At 71.9% G+C, this 15388-nt stretch carries 16 protein-coding genes; 9 read left to right on the forward strand and 7 right to left on the reverse strand.

The genetic code is table 11. The features are described from left to right. Window position 1: 1 nt before the first annotated feature. Both CEG14_RS21635 and CEG14_RS21645 read right to left on the reverse strand, forming a co-directional pair. A complete protein-coding gene (locus tag CEG14_RS21635) occupies window positions 2-472 on the reverse strand; it encodes a tripartite tricarboxylate transporter TctB family protein (protein ID WP_094828465.1) in 471 nt (156 codons plus the stop codon). A gap of 430 nt (window positions 473-902) precedes the next feature. Next, a complete protein-coding gene (locus tag CEG14_RS21645) occupies window positions 903-1877 on the reverse strand; it encodes an AraC family transcriptional regulator (protein ID WP_094828467.1) in 975 nt (324 codons plus the stop codon). Between the two features lie 107 nt (window positions 1878-1984). Here CEG14_RS21645 and CEG14_RS21650 point away from each other — a divergent pair, with 107 nt between their 5' ends. From CEG14_RS21650 to CEG14_RS21670, 5 genes are read left to right on the forward strand one after another with little or no spacing between them, the layout of a single operon-like run. Next, window positions 1985-2542 carry a carboxymuconolactone decarboxylase family protein gene (locus CEG14_RS21650; protein WP_094828468.1) on the forward strand — a complete coding sequence of 186 codons (558 nt, stop codon included), beginning with the start codon at window positions 1985-1987 and terminating at the stop codon, window positions 2540-2542. Beyond that, window positions 2524-3627, forward strand: coding sequence for an acyl-CoA dehydrogenase family protein (locus tag CEG14_RS21655; RefSeq protein ID WP_094828469.1), 1104 nt, complete (start codon window positions 2524-2526; stop codon window positions 3625-3627). The genes CEG14_RS21650 and CEG14_RS21655 overlap by 19 nt, the downstream gene beginning before the upstream one ends. Further along, entirely contained in the window at window positions 3624-4481 is an 858-nt protein-coding gene (locus CEG14_RS21660) for an ABC transporter ATP-binding protein (protein ID WP_094828470.1), read from the forward strand. The genes CEG14_RS21655 and CEG14_RS21660 overlap by 4 nt, the downstream gene beginning before the upstream one ends. Next, window positions 4453-5643 carry an ABC transporter substrate-binding protein gene (locus CEG14_RS21665; protein WP_094828471.1) on the forward strand — a complete coding sequence of 397 codons (1191 nt, stop codon included), beginning with the start codon at window positions 4453-4455 and terminating at the stop codon, window positions 5641-5643. Before CEG14_RS21660 ends, CEG14_RS21665 begins: the two co-directional genes overlap by 29 nt. Beyond that, the gene (locus CEG14_RS21670; protein WP_217904378.1) at window positions 5636-6433 is read left to right on the forward strand and encodes an ABC transporter permease; all 798 of its coding nucleotides are present in this window, start codon (window positions 5636-5638) and stop codon (window positions 6431-6433) included. Before CEG14_RS21665 ends, CEG14_RS21670 begins: the two co-directional genes overlap by 8 nt. A gap of 36 nt (window positions 6434-6469) precedes the next feature. Here CEG14_RS21670 and CEG14_RS21675 read toward each other — a convergent pair whose 3' ends face one another. The 3 genes from CEG14_RS21675 to CEG14_RS21685 all read right to left on the reverse strand — a co-directional run bounded on the left by CEG14_RS21675 (window position 6470) and on the right by CEG14_RS21685 (window position 9248). After that, entirely contained in the window at window positions 6470-7402 is a 933-nt protein-coding gene (locus CEG14_RS21675) for a LysR family transcriptional regulator (RefSeq protein WP_218831351.1), read from the reverse strand. Window positions 7403-7473: 71 nt separating this feature from the next. Further along, window positions 7474-8718: a Zn-dependent hydrolase gene (locus tag CEG14_RS21680; RefSeq protein ID WP_094828473.1), complete on the reverse strand. Its 1245-nt coding sequence runs from the start codon at window positions 8716-8718 to the stop codon at window positions 7474-7476. Between the two features lie 128 nt (window positions 8719-8846). After that, window positions 8847-9248: a hypothetical protein gene (locus CEG14_RS21685; RefSeq protein WP_094828474.1), complete on the reverse strand. Its 402-nt coding sequence runs from the start codon at window positions 9246-9248 to the stop codon at window positions 8847-8849. 164 nt (window positions 9249-9412) lie between these two features. Between CEG14_RS21685 and CEG14_RS21690 the strand changes: the two genes are divergently transcribed. The 4 genes from CEG14_RS21690 (at window position 9413) to CEG14_RS21705 (ending at window position 13270) form a co-directional block, all read left to right on the forward strand. Next, window positions 9413-10849 (forward strand): sensor histidine kinase, encoded by a 1437-nt coding sequence (locus tag CEG14_RS21690; RefSeq protein ID WP_256985893.1) that lies wholly within the window; start codon window positions 9413-9415, stop codon window positions 10847-10849. Then, entirely contained in the window at window positions 10846-11481 is a 636-nt protein-coding gene (locus CEG14_RS21695) for a response regulator transcription factor (RefSeq protein ID WP_094828476.1), read from the forward strand. Before CEG14_RS21690 ends, CEG14_RS21695 begins: the two co-directional genes overlap by 4 nt. 89 nt (window positions 11482-11570) lie before the next feature. After that, entirely contained in the window at window positions 11571-12053 is a 483-nt protein-coding gene (locus CEG14_RS21700; RefSeq protein ID WP_094828477.1) for a GlcG/HbpS family heme-binding protein, read from the forward strand. Between the two features lie 113 nt (window positions 12054-12166). Continuing rightward, on the forward strand, window positions 12167-13270 hold the full coding sequence (locus CEG14_RS21705) for a lactonase family protein (RefSeq protein ID WP_094828478.1): 1104 nt from the start codon (window positions 12167-12169) through the stop codon (window positions 13268-13270). 60 nt (window positions 13271-13330) lie between these two features. Here CEG14_RS21705 and CEG14_RS21710 read toward each other — a convergent pair whose 3' ends face one another. Together CEG14_RS21710 and nadE are read right to left on the reverse strand one after the other, a co-directional pair. After that, window positions 13331-14353, reverse strand: a complete 1023-nt coding sequence (locus tag CEG14_RS21710; RefSeq protein WP_094828573.1) for a LacI family DNA-binding transcriptional regulator — start codon at window positions 14351-14353, stop codon at window positions 13331-13333. Window positions 14354-14485: 132 nt separating this feature from the next. Further along, window positions 14486-15316: an ammonia-dependent NAD(+) synthetase gene (nadE, locus tag CEG14_RS21715; RefSeq protein WP_094828479.1), complete on the reverse strand. Its 831-nt coding sequence runs from the start codon at window positions 15314-15316 to the stop codon at window positions 14486-14488. Window positions 15317-15388 lie beyond the last annotated feature (72 nt).

A 15388-nucleotide genomic window follows, 5' to 3' on the forward strand; every position in this document is an offset into this window, starting at 1 on the left:
CTCAACCCCAGCGGAACAGCGGGAACTGCAGCTGCAGGCCCCAGGAGAACACCAGCACGCCCAGGAGCGTGACGGCCACCGACAGGATCGCGGCGCCGCGCAGCGTCTGCGCGCGGTCGCCCAGTGCCGAGACGAACACCAGGATCAGCGTGGCGGGCACCAGGCCGCCGTACTTGCCGACCAGGATGAAGGCCAGCAGGCCACCGACGATGCAGCCCCAGCCGCGCCAGTCGGGCGGCGATTCGGGCTCGTGCTCGTCTTCCGCGTTCAGCGGCGACTTGCCCATCTTCGCGATCAGGGCGCCCAGCAGGATCAGCACCACGCCCAGGATCGCCGGGAACATGCCCGGCCCCATGCGGGCCAGCGTGCCCAGCTCATAAGTCATCGCCTGGAGCAATGCTCCCAGGCCCAGGACCACCATGGCCCCTCCGGCCCACCACTCGCGTCTGACGACGCTTTTATCCGGCTGCATACCCCGAATCTCCCTTGTTGTGATGCTTCTATCTGACGCAGGTCTTAAGCGAAGCTGACTTTCGACTGAAGCAGGAGTCTAAAAACTCAAACTTGCGATCGCCTTTCACTGGCGCGAAAAAGTGCGCCTGCGCCAACAAAAACCACAAAAAAGAGGGAAATCCCTGAGTCCGGATTTCGGGTCTTGGCCGAGTTGGTTGCATGCGCAACCAATTTCCGAGCAAACCTTTTATGCGCGCGACAGCTTGATGCGGGCGCCCGCGCGCGGGCGTGGGCGCGCCAACGCACGGACGCGCCAGCGCGACGCGCGCGCGATCGCGCGCACCGGCGTGTACCCGCTCGCACTCGCGCCTGCGACGCGCGAGCGCGCGCAGGCGCGCCCGCGTCCGTTCGCGCGCTCGCGTAACACAGTTTCCGGAAAGCCCTTTTTTTCAGCCGCGCGCGGGCTGCTCACGCACCGCCGCGGCGCCCGTGCGGGCGCGCCGCCAGGCCGCCGGCGAGACGCCCATGACGCGCTGGAACCCGCGTGCGAACGCGGCCTCCGACTGGTAGCCCGCCCGCTCGGCGGCCTGGGCGCCGCTGGCCCCCTGCTCCAGCGCCTGGCAGGCGGTCTGGATGCGCACGTAGAGGAGCAGCTGCGCCGGCGTGAGCGCGGTCAGCAGCGTGAAACGGCGGTGAAAGCTGGCGCGCGACATGTGCACGTGCGCGGCCATGGCATCGAGGGTCCAGTCGGCCTGCGGCGCCGCGACCAGCGCGGCCAGCAACGGACCGAGCTGCGCGTCGTTGGCCAGCGCCAGCAGGCCGTGCGCGTGCGGGTCGTAGCGCGCGTGATGGCGCAGCGTATAGAACAGCAGCAGCTCGATCAGCCGCGCGATCAGCGGCGAGCGTGCGTCGGGGCTGCGCGCCAGTTCGGCGAGCAGCAGGTCCAGCAGCGCGCGGGCGCCCTCGAAGCGCGCGTCCTGCGCACGCAGCACGATGCAGTCGGGCCACGACTGGATCAGCAGCTGGCTCAGGCCCGCCGAAAAATCGAGAAAGCCGCACACCAGGCCGACGCCGTCGGCCACCGCGTCGGACAGCGGCAGCATGTCCTGGCGCGCCAGCGGCGCGCCGAAGTCCGGCCGCGACGCCCGCGGCGCCAGCATGTGCGGCGTGTCGCGCAGGAAGAACACCGCGTCGCCCGGCGCCAGCGCCACCGGCTCGGCCTCGGGCGCATGCAGCCAGCACTGACCGCGCACCACCAGGTGGAACCCGGCGCGCTGGCGGCCCGCCAGGCTGGCCTCCCAGCGGCCGCAGTACTGTCCCACGTGGAACAGCGAGGCGCGCACCTCGAGGCCGCTGAGCAGCAGGTCTTCGAGGGCCTCGGGCGCGTGCGCACCCGCACTGGCGGTTATTTGCTCATGACTCATGGTGGATACGATCACGCATAAATGAGGGACTGCCGTGTATTGTTCAGGCCACATGCCGCAACCACAATGGATGCCTGACTCGAACCTTCAGCCCAAAGGATGCTCTCATGGCCCGTCTCACGCTCCACACCCCCGACACTGCGCCCGAAGCGACGCGCCCGGCGCTGCAGGCCGCGCAGCAGAGCGCCGGCTTCCTGTCCAATCTGCTGGCCGTGCTCGCCAACGCGCCGGTCGCGCTCGAAGCGTACCAGACCCTCTCCGCGATCAACGCGCGCGCCAGCCTCACGCTGCCGCAACGCGAGGTGGTGCAGCTCATCGCCGCCACCACGCACGGCTGCGATTTCTGCGTGGCGGGCCACACCGCCCTGGGCCTGAACAAGGCCAAGCTGCCTGCGGCCGTGGTCGACGCGCTGCGCGCCGGCCAGCCCCTGCCCGACGCCCAGCTCGAGGCGCTGGCCCGCTTCACGCGCGAAGTGATCGCCACGCGCGGCAAGGTCAGCGACGCCGTCCTGGCAGACTTCCTCGCCACCGGCCACACCGAAGGCCAGGCGCTGGAGGTTATCGTGGGGATCGGCCTGGCCACCATCTGCAACTTCGCCAACGTGCTGGCCCAGACCCCGCTCAACCCGCAACTGCAGGATTACGAATGGCACAAGCAAGCGTAGTCACTCCCCTCCCCGCCGACCTGCGTGACTGGCTCGCCGCGCGCGCCGACGCGCTCGACACGGGCGCGCAAGCCGCCGATGCCGTCACGCCGACCCTCGGCGCGGCCGGCGTGTTCCGGCTCGGCGTGCCCGGCGCCTGGGGCGGCGTGGACGGCAGCGACACGGGCACGGCGATCGACGCGATCGCCGCCGTCGCCGAGGAATCGGTGGCGGCAGCGTTCATGTTCTGGGGCCAGCGCACCTTCATCGAATACCTGCTGCACACGCCCAACGAGGCGATGCGCGAGCGCTGGCTGCCGGCGCTGCTCGACGGCACGCTGGCCGGCGCCACCGGCCTGTCCAACGCGATGAAGTTCCTGTGCGGCATCGAAGCCCTGCAGATCGAGGCGCGCGAGACTGCGCCCGGCGAATGGCGCCTGGACGGCCAGATGCCGTGGGTCACGAACCTGCGGCCCGGCAACTTCGTGGTCGCGGCCGCGGTGCGCGCGCCCGACGGCGGCACGGCCATCGTCGCGCTGCCCGACGACACCCCCGGCCTGACCCGCTCCGACGACCTGTCGCTGATCGCGCTGCAATCCAGCCACACCGCCGCCATCCGGCTCGCCGACGCGCCGGCCGGCCCGGCCCTGCTCATCCACGGCCAGGCCACGCAGTATCTGCCCAAGGTGCGGCCGGCCTTCGCGGGCCTGCAATGCGGGCTGTCGATCGGCCTGGCGCGCCGCGCGCTGCGCGAGGTGCTGGCGGGCGGCGCAACGCGCCCGGTGCTGTCGGACCCCGCCCAAACACTGGTTGCGACGCTCGACACGTTGCGCGCGCAACTGATCGAGGGCGTGCTCGACGGGCGCTTCCAGACCCAGCCGATGGCGCTGTTCGAGCTGCGCATCGCGCTGGCCGAACTGGCGGCCGAGGCCGTGCAGCTCGAGCTGCAGACGCATGGCGGCGCCGCCTACCTGAAGCACAAGCGGCCGGGCTTCGAACGGCGCTGGCGCGAATCGGCCTTCCTGCCCATCGTCACGCCCAGCCTGGTGCAGCTGCGCGGCGAGATCGCCAAGCGCCGCGCGCTCGACGCGCAAGCCACCGCATGAGCGCGGCGCAGCCCGTTCCCCTGCTGGCGGCCGAGGCGGTCGCGGTCGGCTATGCCGGCAGCGCCCCGGTGCTCGCCGGTGTCGACCTGGCGCTGGATGCCGGCGAGATCGTGGCGGTGCTGGGCGCGAGCGGCTCCGGCAAGTCCAGCCTGCTGCGCGTGCTGGCGGGCCTGCAGGCGCCCTCGGGCGGCCGCGTGACCATGCGCGGCCAGCCCATCGCGGGCGTACACCCGCGCCTGGCGGTCGCGTTCCAGGATCCGAGCCTGCTGCCCTGGCTCACGCTCGAGAAGAACGTCGCGTTCGGCCTGGACTTCCGCAGCCAGCCGACGCTGTCGCGCGCCGAGCGCCAGGCGCGCGTGGACGCCGCCATCGAAGAGGTCGGGCTGGGCCACGCGCGGCGCCGCAAGCCTGCCGAGCTCTCCGGCGGCATGGCCCAGCGCACCGCGCTGGCGCGCTGCCTGGCGCGCCAGCCCGACGTGCTGCTGCTCGACGAGCCCTTCGGCGCGCTCGACGAAGTGACGCGCGCCGACATGCAGCAGCTTCTGCTGCGCGTGCGCGACGACGTCGGCGCCGCCGCGCTGCTGGTCACCCACGACATCGACGAGGCCCTGCTGGTGGCCGATCGCATCGTCCTGCTCGGCGGCCACCCCGCCCACGTGATCGGGCGCTGGCGCATCGACACGCCCCAGCCGCGGGCGGACCGCATCCAGGAGCTCGGCGCGCTGCGCATCGAGATCCTGCAACAGCTGCGCCGGGCCATGCGCCCGGGCGCGGACCCCTCGCCGGAGATCCCGGCCCACTCCCTGTCTCGCGAAGGAAACGTCGATGCCCATCGATCAACTGTCACGTCGTGACGTGCTCAAGCTCGCGTCGCTATTCACCGCCGGCGGCGCGCTGCCGCTGCTGTCCGCCTTCAACGCGCGCGCCCAGGCCGAGCCCGACGCGCCGCTGCGCATCGGTTACCTGCCGATCACCGACGCCACGCCGCTGCTGGTCGCGCACAACAACGGATATTTCGAGGAAGCCGGCATCAAGGCCGAGAAGCCGACCCTGCTGCGCAGCTGGGCCCAGATCATCGAGGCTTTCATCTCGGGCCAGGTCAACGTGGTGCACCTGCTCACGCCCATGACCGTGTGGGCGCGCTACGGCAGCAAGGTGCCGGCCAAGGTCGTGGCCTGGAACCACATGAGCGGCTCGGGCCTGACCGTGGCGCCGGCCGTGAACAAGGTGGCCGACCTGGGCGGACAGACCGTGGCGATCCCGTTCTGGTATTCGATCCACAACGTCGTGCTGCAGCACCTGCTGCGCGAAAACGGCCTGACGCCGGTGTCGCGCAAGCAGGGCAAGCCCGCTGCCAACGAGGTGAACCTGGTCGTGATGGCGCCGTCCGACATGCCGCCCGCCATCGCCTCCGGCCAGATCGCGGGCTACATCGTGGCCGAGCCCTTCAACGCCGTGGCCGAGAATCTCGGCGTGGGCAAGGTGCTGCGCTTCACCGGCGACGTGTGGCGCGATCACGCCTGTTGCGTGGTCTTCATGCACGAGCGCGACCTCGAACAGCGGCCGCAATGGTCGCAGGGCGTGGTGAACGCGATCGTGCGCGCCCAGCTCTGGACGCGCGACAACCGCGCCGAGACCGCCCGCCTGCTGTCGCGCGAAGGCCCCAACCGCTACACGCCGCATCCGATCGAGGCGCTCAACAAGGTGCTGGCACCGCCCGCCTCCGATCGCGCCGCCTACCTGGCCTCGGGCGTGATCCATCACCCCGAGTGGGACGAGAAGCGCATCGACTTCCAGCCCTACCCGTATCCGAGCTACACCGAGGCGCTGGTGGAGAAGCTGAAGTCCACCGTGATCGAGGCCGACCGCGGCTTCCTGGCCGAGCTCGACCCCAAGCACGCCGCGCGCGACCTCGTCGACGACCGCTACGTCAAGCGCGCGATCGAGTCGATGGGCGGGCTGACCAGGTTCGGCGTGGCCGACTCCTACACCCGCATGGAAACCATCAGTGCCTGAGCCGTCCGCCTCTTCCGTCGTCGCCCCGGCCGCCGCGCGCGGCGCCGGCCTGCGCCGGCTGCTGCTCGGCGTGGCGGGCCTGGCCTGCGTGGTGCTGCTGTGGTGGCTCGCCACGGCGGTGCTGGTCAAGCCGGGCAGCCTGGCCACGCGCTTCGCACCGGGCGCGTCCTGGGACAGCCTGTTGCTGCTGCTGCGCGACTCCGACCTGCCGCTGCACGTGATGGTGAGCCTGCGCCGCGTGTTCGTGGGACTGGCCCTGGCGCTCGCCATCGGCGTGCCGCTTGGCCTGGCCATCGGCGCGTGGCGCAGCGTGGACGCGGCGCTCACGCCGACGTTCCAGCTGATGCGCATGATCTCGCCGCTGTCGTGGATGCCGATCGCCGTGATGGTGCTGGGCGTGGGCGACCAGCCCGTGTACTTCCTGCTCGCCTTCGCCGCGGTCTGGCCCATCATCATCAACACCGCGGCCGGCGTGCAGCAGCTCGACCGGCGCTGGCTGCAACTGGCGCGCAGCCTGGCCGCCAGCCGCAGCGAAACGCTGCTGCGCGTGATCCTGCCCGGCGTGCTGGGCCATGTGCTGACCGGGCTGCGCCTGGCCATCGGCATCGTCTGGATCGTGCTGGTGCCGGCCGAGATGCTGGGCGTGTCGGCGGGGCTGGGCTACTTCATCCTGGACACACGCGACCGGCTGGCCTATTCCGAGCTGATGGCCATGGTCATCATCATCGGCGTGATCGGCTATGCGCTCGACAGCGCCGCACGGCTCGCGTTCCGGCGGCTGATGGGCTGAGACGGGAAGGCTCAGCCCTCGCGGGCCTCGGCCGGCTCAGCCCTCATGGGCTTCGGCTTCGGCGACGCACTCCTCGAGAATCTCGAGGAAGCGCGCCTCGGCCGGCTCCGGCACGAAGGCCGGATTTGTGATCAGGTGGAGGTCTGCGCCGAGGGTCAGGCCGGCGGGTGCGAAGCGCCACAGGCGGCCGGCCTGGAGGTCGGGATCGGCGGCCGCGCTGGGCAGCACGCCGATGCCCACGCCGGCCACGATCATGCGCAGCACGGCGCCGATGTCGGTGCTGCTGCCCGTGATGCGGCGGCCCAGGCCGGCGCCGTCGCCCAGCGCCAGCATGGGCTCCATCACGCCGCCCTTCTTGCTCACCGAAAAGGCCACCAGCGGCTCCTGGCGCAGCTGCTCCAGCGTGATGTCGTCGCGGCCGAACCAGGGATGCGTGGGGCCGCAGTAGATGCCGAACTCCTCGCGCATCAGCAGCCGGCAGTTCAGCCCCGCGATGGGCTGGGCCAGCAGGCACAGCGCCATCGGCGCGATGCGTTGCGACACGGCGCGCACCGCCTGCGGGCTGCTCACGATCTCGATCTCGATATTGACCGAGGGATAGCGCCGCCGCAGCCGGGCCAGCGCCTCATCCAGCGGCGCGTACTGCACGGCCGTGATGAGCAGCAGCTTGACCAGGCCGGTCAGGTCGGCCTGCGCGCCCGCGAGCTTCTCGCCGATGCGCGCGGCGCTGCGCATCATCAGCTCGCATTCGCGATACAGGATCTCGCCGTAGCGGGTGAGCTCGAAGCGGCGGCTGCCGCGCACGATGAGCGTGCAGCCCAGGCTGTCTTCGAGCCGCTTGAGCGCCTGCGTCACGGAGGGCTGGCGGATGCCGAGCTCGCGCGCTGCCTGCGTCAGGCTGCGCGCCTCGACGATCACGAAGAAGGTGCGCAGCAGGTTCCAGTCGAGCGAGTCCAGCGGTGATTCCATGGCGGCGGGCAGGAGGGCGGCGCCGCCCGGCTGGCCGCGCCTGCCTGCCATTAGATCACCCCGGCGCCCGCTCAAGCGCGGTCCGCGCGCTCGACCACGGCGTGCAGCAGCACGTTCAGGCCCGGCTCCATGTCCTCGACCGTGGCCAGCTCGTTGTTGTTGTGCGTGATGCCGTCGCGGCACGGCGTGAAGATCATCGCCGTGGGGAACTTCTGCGCCATGAAGTACGCATCGTGGCCGGCCTGGCTGGGCAGGTCCGCGGTGCTGTAGTTCAACGCGGCGACCTTGTCGCGCACGATGCCGACCATGGCGTCGTCGAAGATGTAGCCGCCCCATTGCCACTGGTCCAGGATGCGATACTCGCAGCCGGTCTTGGCGGCCGCCTGCGCCACGCCGCGCAGCATCTTGTCGCGCATGGCCTCGGCCGCCTGCGGGCTTTCGTGGCGCACGTCGCCGATCGCCTCCGCCCAGTCCGACAGAATGCCGGCCTTGTTGGGCCAGGCCACCAGGCGCGAGGCCGTGGCCTTGCCGCCGGTGCCGGCAAACTCCCAGCCGATGTCATCGACCTCGGTCAGCATGCGCGCGGCCGCCACCAGCGCGTTGCGGCGCTTGGCCATCGGCCAGGGGCCGGCGTGGGCCGTCTCGCCGCGAAACTCGACCAGCACGCCGTGCGAGCTGTAGCCGTGGGTCACCACGCCGACCTGCTTGTTGGCGCGGTCGAGCACGTCGCCCTGCTCGATGTGCAGTTCGAAATAGGCGTCGACCTCGCGCCCGCCCACCGGCTCGCTGCCCTTGTAGCCGATGCGCTCGAGCTCCTCGCCGAAGGTCGGGCCGTCGTCGGAGCGGCGGCCGTAGGCCCATTCGACGTCGTAGGCGCCCACGTAGCAGCCCGAGGCGATCATGGGCGGCGCGAAGCGGCTGCCCTCCTCGTTGGTCCAGTCCACGATCTCGATCGGACGGCGCGTGGTGAGGCCCAGGTCGTTGAGCGTGCGCACCACTTCCAGCGCGCCGAGCACGCCGACGATGCCGTCGAAGCGGCCGCCGTTGGCCTGGGTGTCGAGATGGCTGCCGATGATGACCGGCGGCAGGTCTTCGCGGCCCTCGCGGCGGCCGAAGATGTTGCCCACGCCGTCGACCCGCACCGTCAGGCCGGCGTCGCGGCACCACTGCACGAACTGGTCGCGCATGTCGCGGTCGGCGTCGGTCAGCGCGAGCCGGGCCAGGCCGTTCTCACGGCCCACGCCGATGCCCGACGAGGTGTCGAGCGTTTGAAGATAGCGCTTCATATCGATGCGCGCGTCGGCGGACAGCGTCATGGCAAACCCCTTGGAGAATCCTGGTTGTGCCGCCGGGCGTCGGGCGCGGCGGATCCAGGCATTCTAGGGGCGCCACGGCCTCGTCACCAATAGGCCACGCCTATATTTCACATAGGCCAGAACGGCAGTCAGGCGTCGCGCAGCAGGTCGTGCTCGTTGAGCAGCTCGAACATGATCTCGGGCCGCGCGTCGAGGCAGCGGCGAATCGCCGCCGGGATGCTCTGGCGCGTCTTGCGGCACAGGCCCGGGCGGAACTGGATGTCGATCACGATGCCGCGCGCGGTGCGCACCTCGTTGGGCCCCGGCGCGAAGCGCACCACGATGCCGAGCAGCTCTTCCATCTTGCCGCCCAGCCGGCGCAGGTCGGTAAGCGAGGCGGCCGCCTCGATGCGCTGGATCAGGCGCTTTTCCTCGTCGCGGGTCAGGCGCAGGATGCGCAGGTCGCCCTGCGGCGCGGCCAGCAACTGGTCGCGCTCGCAATCACAGGCGCCCGGCGGGCACTCCTGGCGTATCGGAAACGGCAGATCCATGGGTCGGCACGCTCTGGCGGACAGGCCGCGCACGGCGGCCAAAAGAGAAAGTGTAGGGGTTGCGGGCGGCTTTATCCAGACGGCGCCGGGCCGCCCGGCGGGCCGGCGTCTCCGTAGCGCTACGGAGACCGGCCGCGCGCGGGCGCTGCGATAATGGGCCCATCGTGACACTCATTCCCTTCCGCTGGCGCAGCGTGGGCGCGTGGCTGCTGCTGAGCCTGGCCGGCATCGCGGTGCTGGGCCGCCTCGACTACGGCGCGCAGCGCGACCGCTTCCTGCAGGGCGCCAGCATCGCCCACCGCATGCTCAGCCAGAAGGCCGTGCAGCACGAGGCCGTGCTCGACACGCTGGCCGCGCTGTCGCATCCGCCCGCGCCCGACCGCCTGCTGCCCAGCCTGCAGCCCGCGATGTACGAGCTGCTGGCGCTGGGCTGGCGCGCGCCGCAGGGCTGGCAGGGCAGCGCGCCGCCCCCCGACGGCTTCGACGCCGCGCTCGCGCGGGCCGCCGCCAGCGGCCACGCCGTCACCGTGCCGCTCGACGCGCGCCGCTACTGGCTCGTCGCGCCCTCGTCGTGGAGCATGCTGATCGATGCGCAGCGCCTGCTCGCGCCCACCGACATCGCCGCCGACATCGGCACCCTCACCCTGGCCGTGCAGGCCGAGCCGCTGCCCTTGCGCGCGGCGCCGCACGCCGCCCCGGCCGGACCGCTGCTGCAGATCGCCAAGCCGCTGGGCTCGGCGAGCCAGCCCTTCCTGATGCAGGCCGCGCGCCGCCTCGGCCCGGCCGACTGGCCCTGGGCGGCGTGGGCGGCCTGGACGCTGCTCAGCGCGGTGCTGGTGGCCGCGACCCGCTACTGGCAGCACAGCCGCCGCCACGCGCGGCGCCAGGCGGAGCAGGCACGGATGGCGGCGGTGGCGCGCCTGAACACGCTGGGCGAGATGGCGGCCGGCATCGCCCACGAGCTCAACCAGCCGCTCACCGCCATCCTGGCCCAGACCCGCGCCGCGCAACGCCTGCTCGACGATCCCGACGAGGCCGCCTCGGTACGGCAGGCGCTCGACGCCAGTGCGCAGCAGGCGCGCCGCGCCGCCGACATCATCGCGCGCCTGCGCGCGCTCGTCGGCAACGGCGCGCCGGCCACGCGCGAGCCGCTCTCGCCCGATGCGCTGGCGCGCCAGCTGGCCTTTCTGTGCGAGCCCGAGCTGGCGCGGCACCAGATCGCGCTCGACTGGACGCCGGCCGCGGGCGCCGCGCGACCGCTCGGCGATCCGGTCGCGGTGGAACAGATCCTGCACAACCTGGTGCAGAACGCCATCGCGGCGCTCGCCACCCATCCGGGCCCGCGCCGCATCGCGCTGCGCGGCGAGGTGCAGGACGGCCGCTATCGCTTCAGCGTGTGCGACAACGGGCCCGGCATCGCAGAGGCCGACCTGCCGCACCTGTTCGTGCCCTTCTACACCACGCGCGCGCAGGGCATGGGCCTGGGCCTGACCCTGTGCGACACGCTGGCCGGCTCGATGGACGGCCGGATGCAGGCCGCCAACCGCGCCGAAGGCGGCGCCTGCTTCACCCTCAGCCTGCCCCTGGAGACCCGCCCATGAGCGCCACCCCGCCCGACACCCCGGTGGTCTATCTGGTCGACGACGACGACGCGGTGCGCGACGCGCTCGCGCTGCTGCTGCGCAGCGTCGGCCTGCGCAGCGCGGGCTACGCCGACCCGCTGCGCTTTCTGGCCGAGCCGCACGCGCAGGCCATCGGCTGCGTGGTGCTGGACATCCGCATGCCCGGCATCAGCGGCCTCGACGTGCTGGCGCAGCTGGCCGCGCACAGCGACCTGCCCGTCATCATGCTCACCGGCCACGCCAACGTGGACCTGTGCCGCCGCGCCTTCAAGGGCGGCGCCATCGAGTTCCTGCAGAAGCCGGTCGACGACGACGTGTTCCTCGACGCGGTGCAGGCCGCCGTGCGCGGCCACATCGCCAGCCGCGAGCGCGCCGCCATCACCGAGGCGGCGCGCGCCCGCATCGCGCGGCTGTCGGCCCGCGAACACGAGGTGGCGCAGCGCGTGGCGCAGGGCTGGGCCAACAAGGAGATCGCGCGCGAGTTCGATCTGTCGCCGCGCACGGTCGAGACCTATCGCGCCAACGTCTTCACCAAGCTCGAGGTGGGCTCGCTGGCGCAGCTGATCCGCCAGTACGCGCTGCTGCTCGACGGCGAGCCCACGCCTCCGTAGCGCTACGGAGGCGGCAGCGTAGCCGGACGAATACCGCGATCCGTGGCGCGTCCCTAAGCTGGAGTCTCTTGCTTACGAGGATGACTCCCATGTTCAAACCTTCCCTGCTGCTGGCCGCGCTGGCCCTGTGCGGCACCGCGGAGGCCGCCGTGCTGACCGAAAAGAATGTCTCGCTGGAGGACGCGCGCCACGTCGCCGACGCGGCGGTCGCCGCCTGCCAGGCCAAGGGCTACAACGTGACCGCGGCCGTGGTCGACCGTGCCGGCGTGCTCAAGGCCCTGTCCCGCCACGACAATGCCGGCCCGCACACGGTCGAGGCCAGCCGCCAGAAGGCCTACACCTCGGTGTCCGCGAAGGCGCCCACGCTGGCCATGATGGAGAATTCGCAGAAGAACCCCGGCGCGGCCAATCTCACCGACATCCCGGGCTTCCTGCTGCTCGGCGGCGGCGTGCCCATCAAGGCCGGCGACGCCGTGATCGGCGCGGTCGGCGTGGCCGGCGCCCCGGGCGGACATCTCGACGCGCAATGCGCCGACACCGCCCTGCAGGACAACGCCGCCCGCTTCAAGTAAAGGCGTCCGGCGCGCGCGGCCCGGCCCTGGGCAAGGCGCGCCGTCTCCGCTATGGTGGAAGGCCCGGGCCGGCAGCGTCGGCCCGGGCCTTCCCCTGACTGCCGGAGCGCCCGATGCACGCAGCCCCACATACCTACGCGGTGGGCACCTACACCGAAAAGCTGGCCCACGTCGCGGGCGAAGGCCAGGGCATCCACCTGATCTCGCTCGATCCCGCCACGGCGCAGCTGCGCCTGCTGGCCAGCGCGAACGACATTCCCAATCCCTCCTACCTCTGCACCAACCGCGCCGGCACCCGCCTCTACGCCGTGAGCGAGCGCGCGCACGATGCGGCGCTCGCCGTGTATGCGCTCGCGCCCCACCCGCACGCCGCACCGGCGCTGTCGCTGCTGCAGGTGCGGCCGCTGGCCGGCGCCGACCCCTGCCACGTGAGCCTGCACGAAGACGCCGGCCTGTTGTGCGTGTCGCACTATGGTTCCGGCGAGCTGCTGTGCCTGCGCACAGACGACGCCGGCCTGCCGACAGCGGCCGCCTGGGCCTATCACGGCCAGGGCAGCGGCCCCGTCGCCGCGCGCCAGGAGGCCTCGCACCTGCATTGCGCGCTCGCCACCTCGCGCGGCATCGTGGCCTGCGACCTCGGCACCGACCGCATCACGCTGCATGCGCCGCACGGCGATGGCGCCCCGGTGCGCACCTGGACGGCGGCGCCCGGCGCGGGGCCGCGCCACGCGCTCGCCCACGCCGGACGGCTGTATGTGGTGAACGAACTCGACAACACGGTCTCGGCCTATGATCCCGACGCGCCCGGCGGCGGCCCCTACGCCACCACGGCGCTACCGGAGCAGGCGCGCGCAGCGGCGGGCGCAGCGGCGGGCGCAGCGGCGGGCGCAGCGGCGCCAGCCGCCGCCCTGCCCGCCGCCCTGCATGCGCATCCCAATGGGCGCTGGCTCTACGCCAGCATCCGCGGCGTCGACCGCATCGCCCTGCTGCATCTCGACGGCGCCGGGCGCCCGCACCTGGCGGGCGACTACGACGCCGGCGGCCGCACGCCGCGCGATTTCGCGCTGAGCCACGACGGAGCCTTCCTGCTGTCGGCCGCACAAGACGAGCACCGCATCCGCGTGCATGCCATCGCCGCCGACAGCGGCGCGTTGCAGCCCGTGGGCGTAGCGCTGGCACTGGCCTCGCCGGCCTGCATCTGCCCGATCCCGCGCTGACGGCGCACGCATCGCGCGCGCATCACGCGCCGGTCGCGCGCGACGCGACGCCCGCGCCGCTCAGGCCAGGGCGGGCCCGGTCGAGTCGCGCACCACCAGCGCGAAGTCCAGCGTGCGCGACGCGCCGTCGGGCGTGCGCGACACCAGCTGCTCCACCGCCGCGAACGCCATGGCCTTGATCGGCTGGCGCAAGGTGGTGAGCGCCGGCCAGGTCTGCTGCGACAGCGGCGTGTCGTCATAGCCCGCCACCGACAATTGCGTCGGCACGGACACCCCGGCGCCGTGCGCCGCATACAGCACGCCGGCGGCCATGTCGTCGTTGCCGGCAAAGATCGCGCTGGGCCGCTGCCCGTGGGCCAGCAGCCGGCGCCCGGCCTGCACGCCCGAATCGAAGGAATGCAGGCCCTGTTCGATCAGCGACTCGTCCACGGCGATGCCGGCGGCCGTCATCGCATCGCGAAACCCGAGCAGGCGCTCGTGCGCGGCGCCGTGGTCCGGATGCCCTTTCACATAGCCGATGCGGCGGTGCCCGGACGCGATCAGGTGCGCCGTCATCTCGCGCGCCGCGTGGCGGTCGGGGGTGTGCACCGAGAGTCCGCGCGCGCTCGGCGTGAACGGCGCGAGACGCACGAACGGAATATCCGACGCATCCAAGGCCTGGATCAGGGCCGGCACGTCGCACACGGGCGGCGTGAGGACGAGCCCGGCACAGGCGCGCTGGCGCGCCAGCTGCAGCACGTCGTCGGCGAGCGCGGGCGAACGGTAATCGACCGGATGCAGCAGCAGGCTGTGGAAATACTGCCGACACGCATCGAGCGCGCCGTGCTGCACGTTGATCAGGTAGTTGTCGCTGGGATTGTCGTAGAGCAGCACGACGAGGTCCGAGCGCTTGCTGGCCAGGCGCCGGGCCCAGGGATTGGGCTGGTACTTCAGCTCGGCCATCGCGGCCTGCACATGGGCGCGCGTCTTGGGGCTGATGTTGGGCTCGTTGTTGAGCACCCGGGAGACCGTCTTGATCGACACGCCCGCGTGGGCGGCCACATCGTCGACCGTGACGCTGCCGCTGGCTCTGCTGTTCTTCATCTCGAGGGAAAAGTGGCGGACGCCGGCGCCCGGATGGGGCCCGAGCATAACAGTTGCGTGCGCAATCGCCTATCGCGGCATGCCCGCCCCTGCACCACCGGGGCAAGACCCCGGCGGCCCCCGATGAGCGGCTCAGGGCGCGGGCGGCGCCACCGGCAGGGCCCGCTTGTGCGCGGTGGCCTGGAACACCTCGACCAGCCGGCGCGCGATGGCCGGGTCGACCTCCTTGCCTTCGAGAAATTCGTCGATCTGCGCATAACCGATGCCGAACGCCTCTTCGTCGGGATGCAGCGGCTTGAGCGTTTCGAGGTCGGCCGTGGGCACCTTCATCACCAGCGCCTCGGGCGCGCCCAGCGCCGACCCCAGCGCGCGCACGCGCCGCTTGGTCAGGCCCGACAGCGGCACCACGTCGGCCGCGCCGTCGCCGAACTTCGTGAAGAATCCCATCAGCGCCTCGGCGGCGTGGTCGGTGCCGATCACCAGGCAGCCGCGCGCGCCGGCAATGGCGTACTGCGCGATCATGCGCTGGCGCGCCTTGGCGTTGCCGATCACGAAGTCTTCCTGGGCCTCGTCGCGATACGCCAGGCCGGCCGCCTCGAGCGCCTCGCGCTGGGCCTCGACCGGACCGGCGATGTCCACGCGCAGCGACTCGTCGGCGGCCACGAACTCGAGCGCGCGCGCGGCCTCGGCCTCGTCGCGTTGCTCGCCATACGGCAGCCGGACCGCGATGAAGGTGGCTTTGTGGCCGTGCGCCCGCAGCCGTTCGACCGCCAGTTGCGCCAGCCGGCCGGCGACCAGCGAATCGACGCCGCCGCTGATGCCCAGCACGTAGCCCGAGAGCCCGGTGCGCATCAGGTAGTCGGCGAGAAAGGCGACGCGGCGCTCGATCTCGGCGGGCGCATCGAAATGCGCGGCCACGCCGAGCTCGGCGGCAATCGCGGTTTGTTGCGGGTGCAGGGCCATACGATCCTCCGGAAAAAAACATGGCGCGGCTCGCGCCGCGCCATGCCGCTGCTCGATGTCAGGTGACGGTGG

The sequence above is a fragment of the Bordetella genomosp. 1 genome (assembly GCF_002261335.1).
Taxonomy (GTDB): domain Bacteria; phylum Pseudomonadota; class Gammaproteobacteria; order Burkholderiales; family Burkholderiaceae_B; genus Bordetella.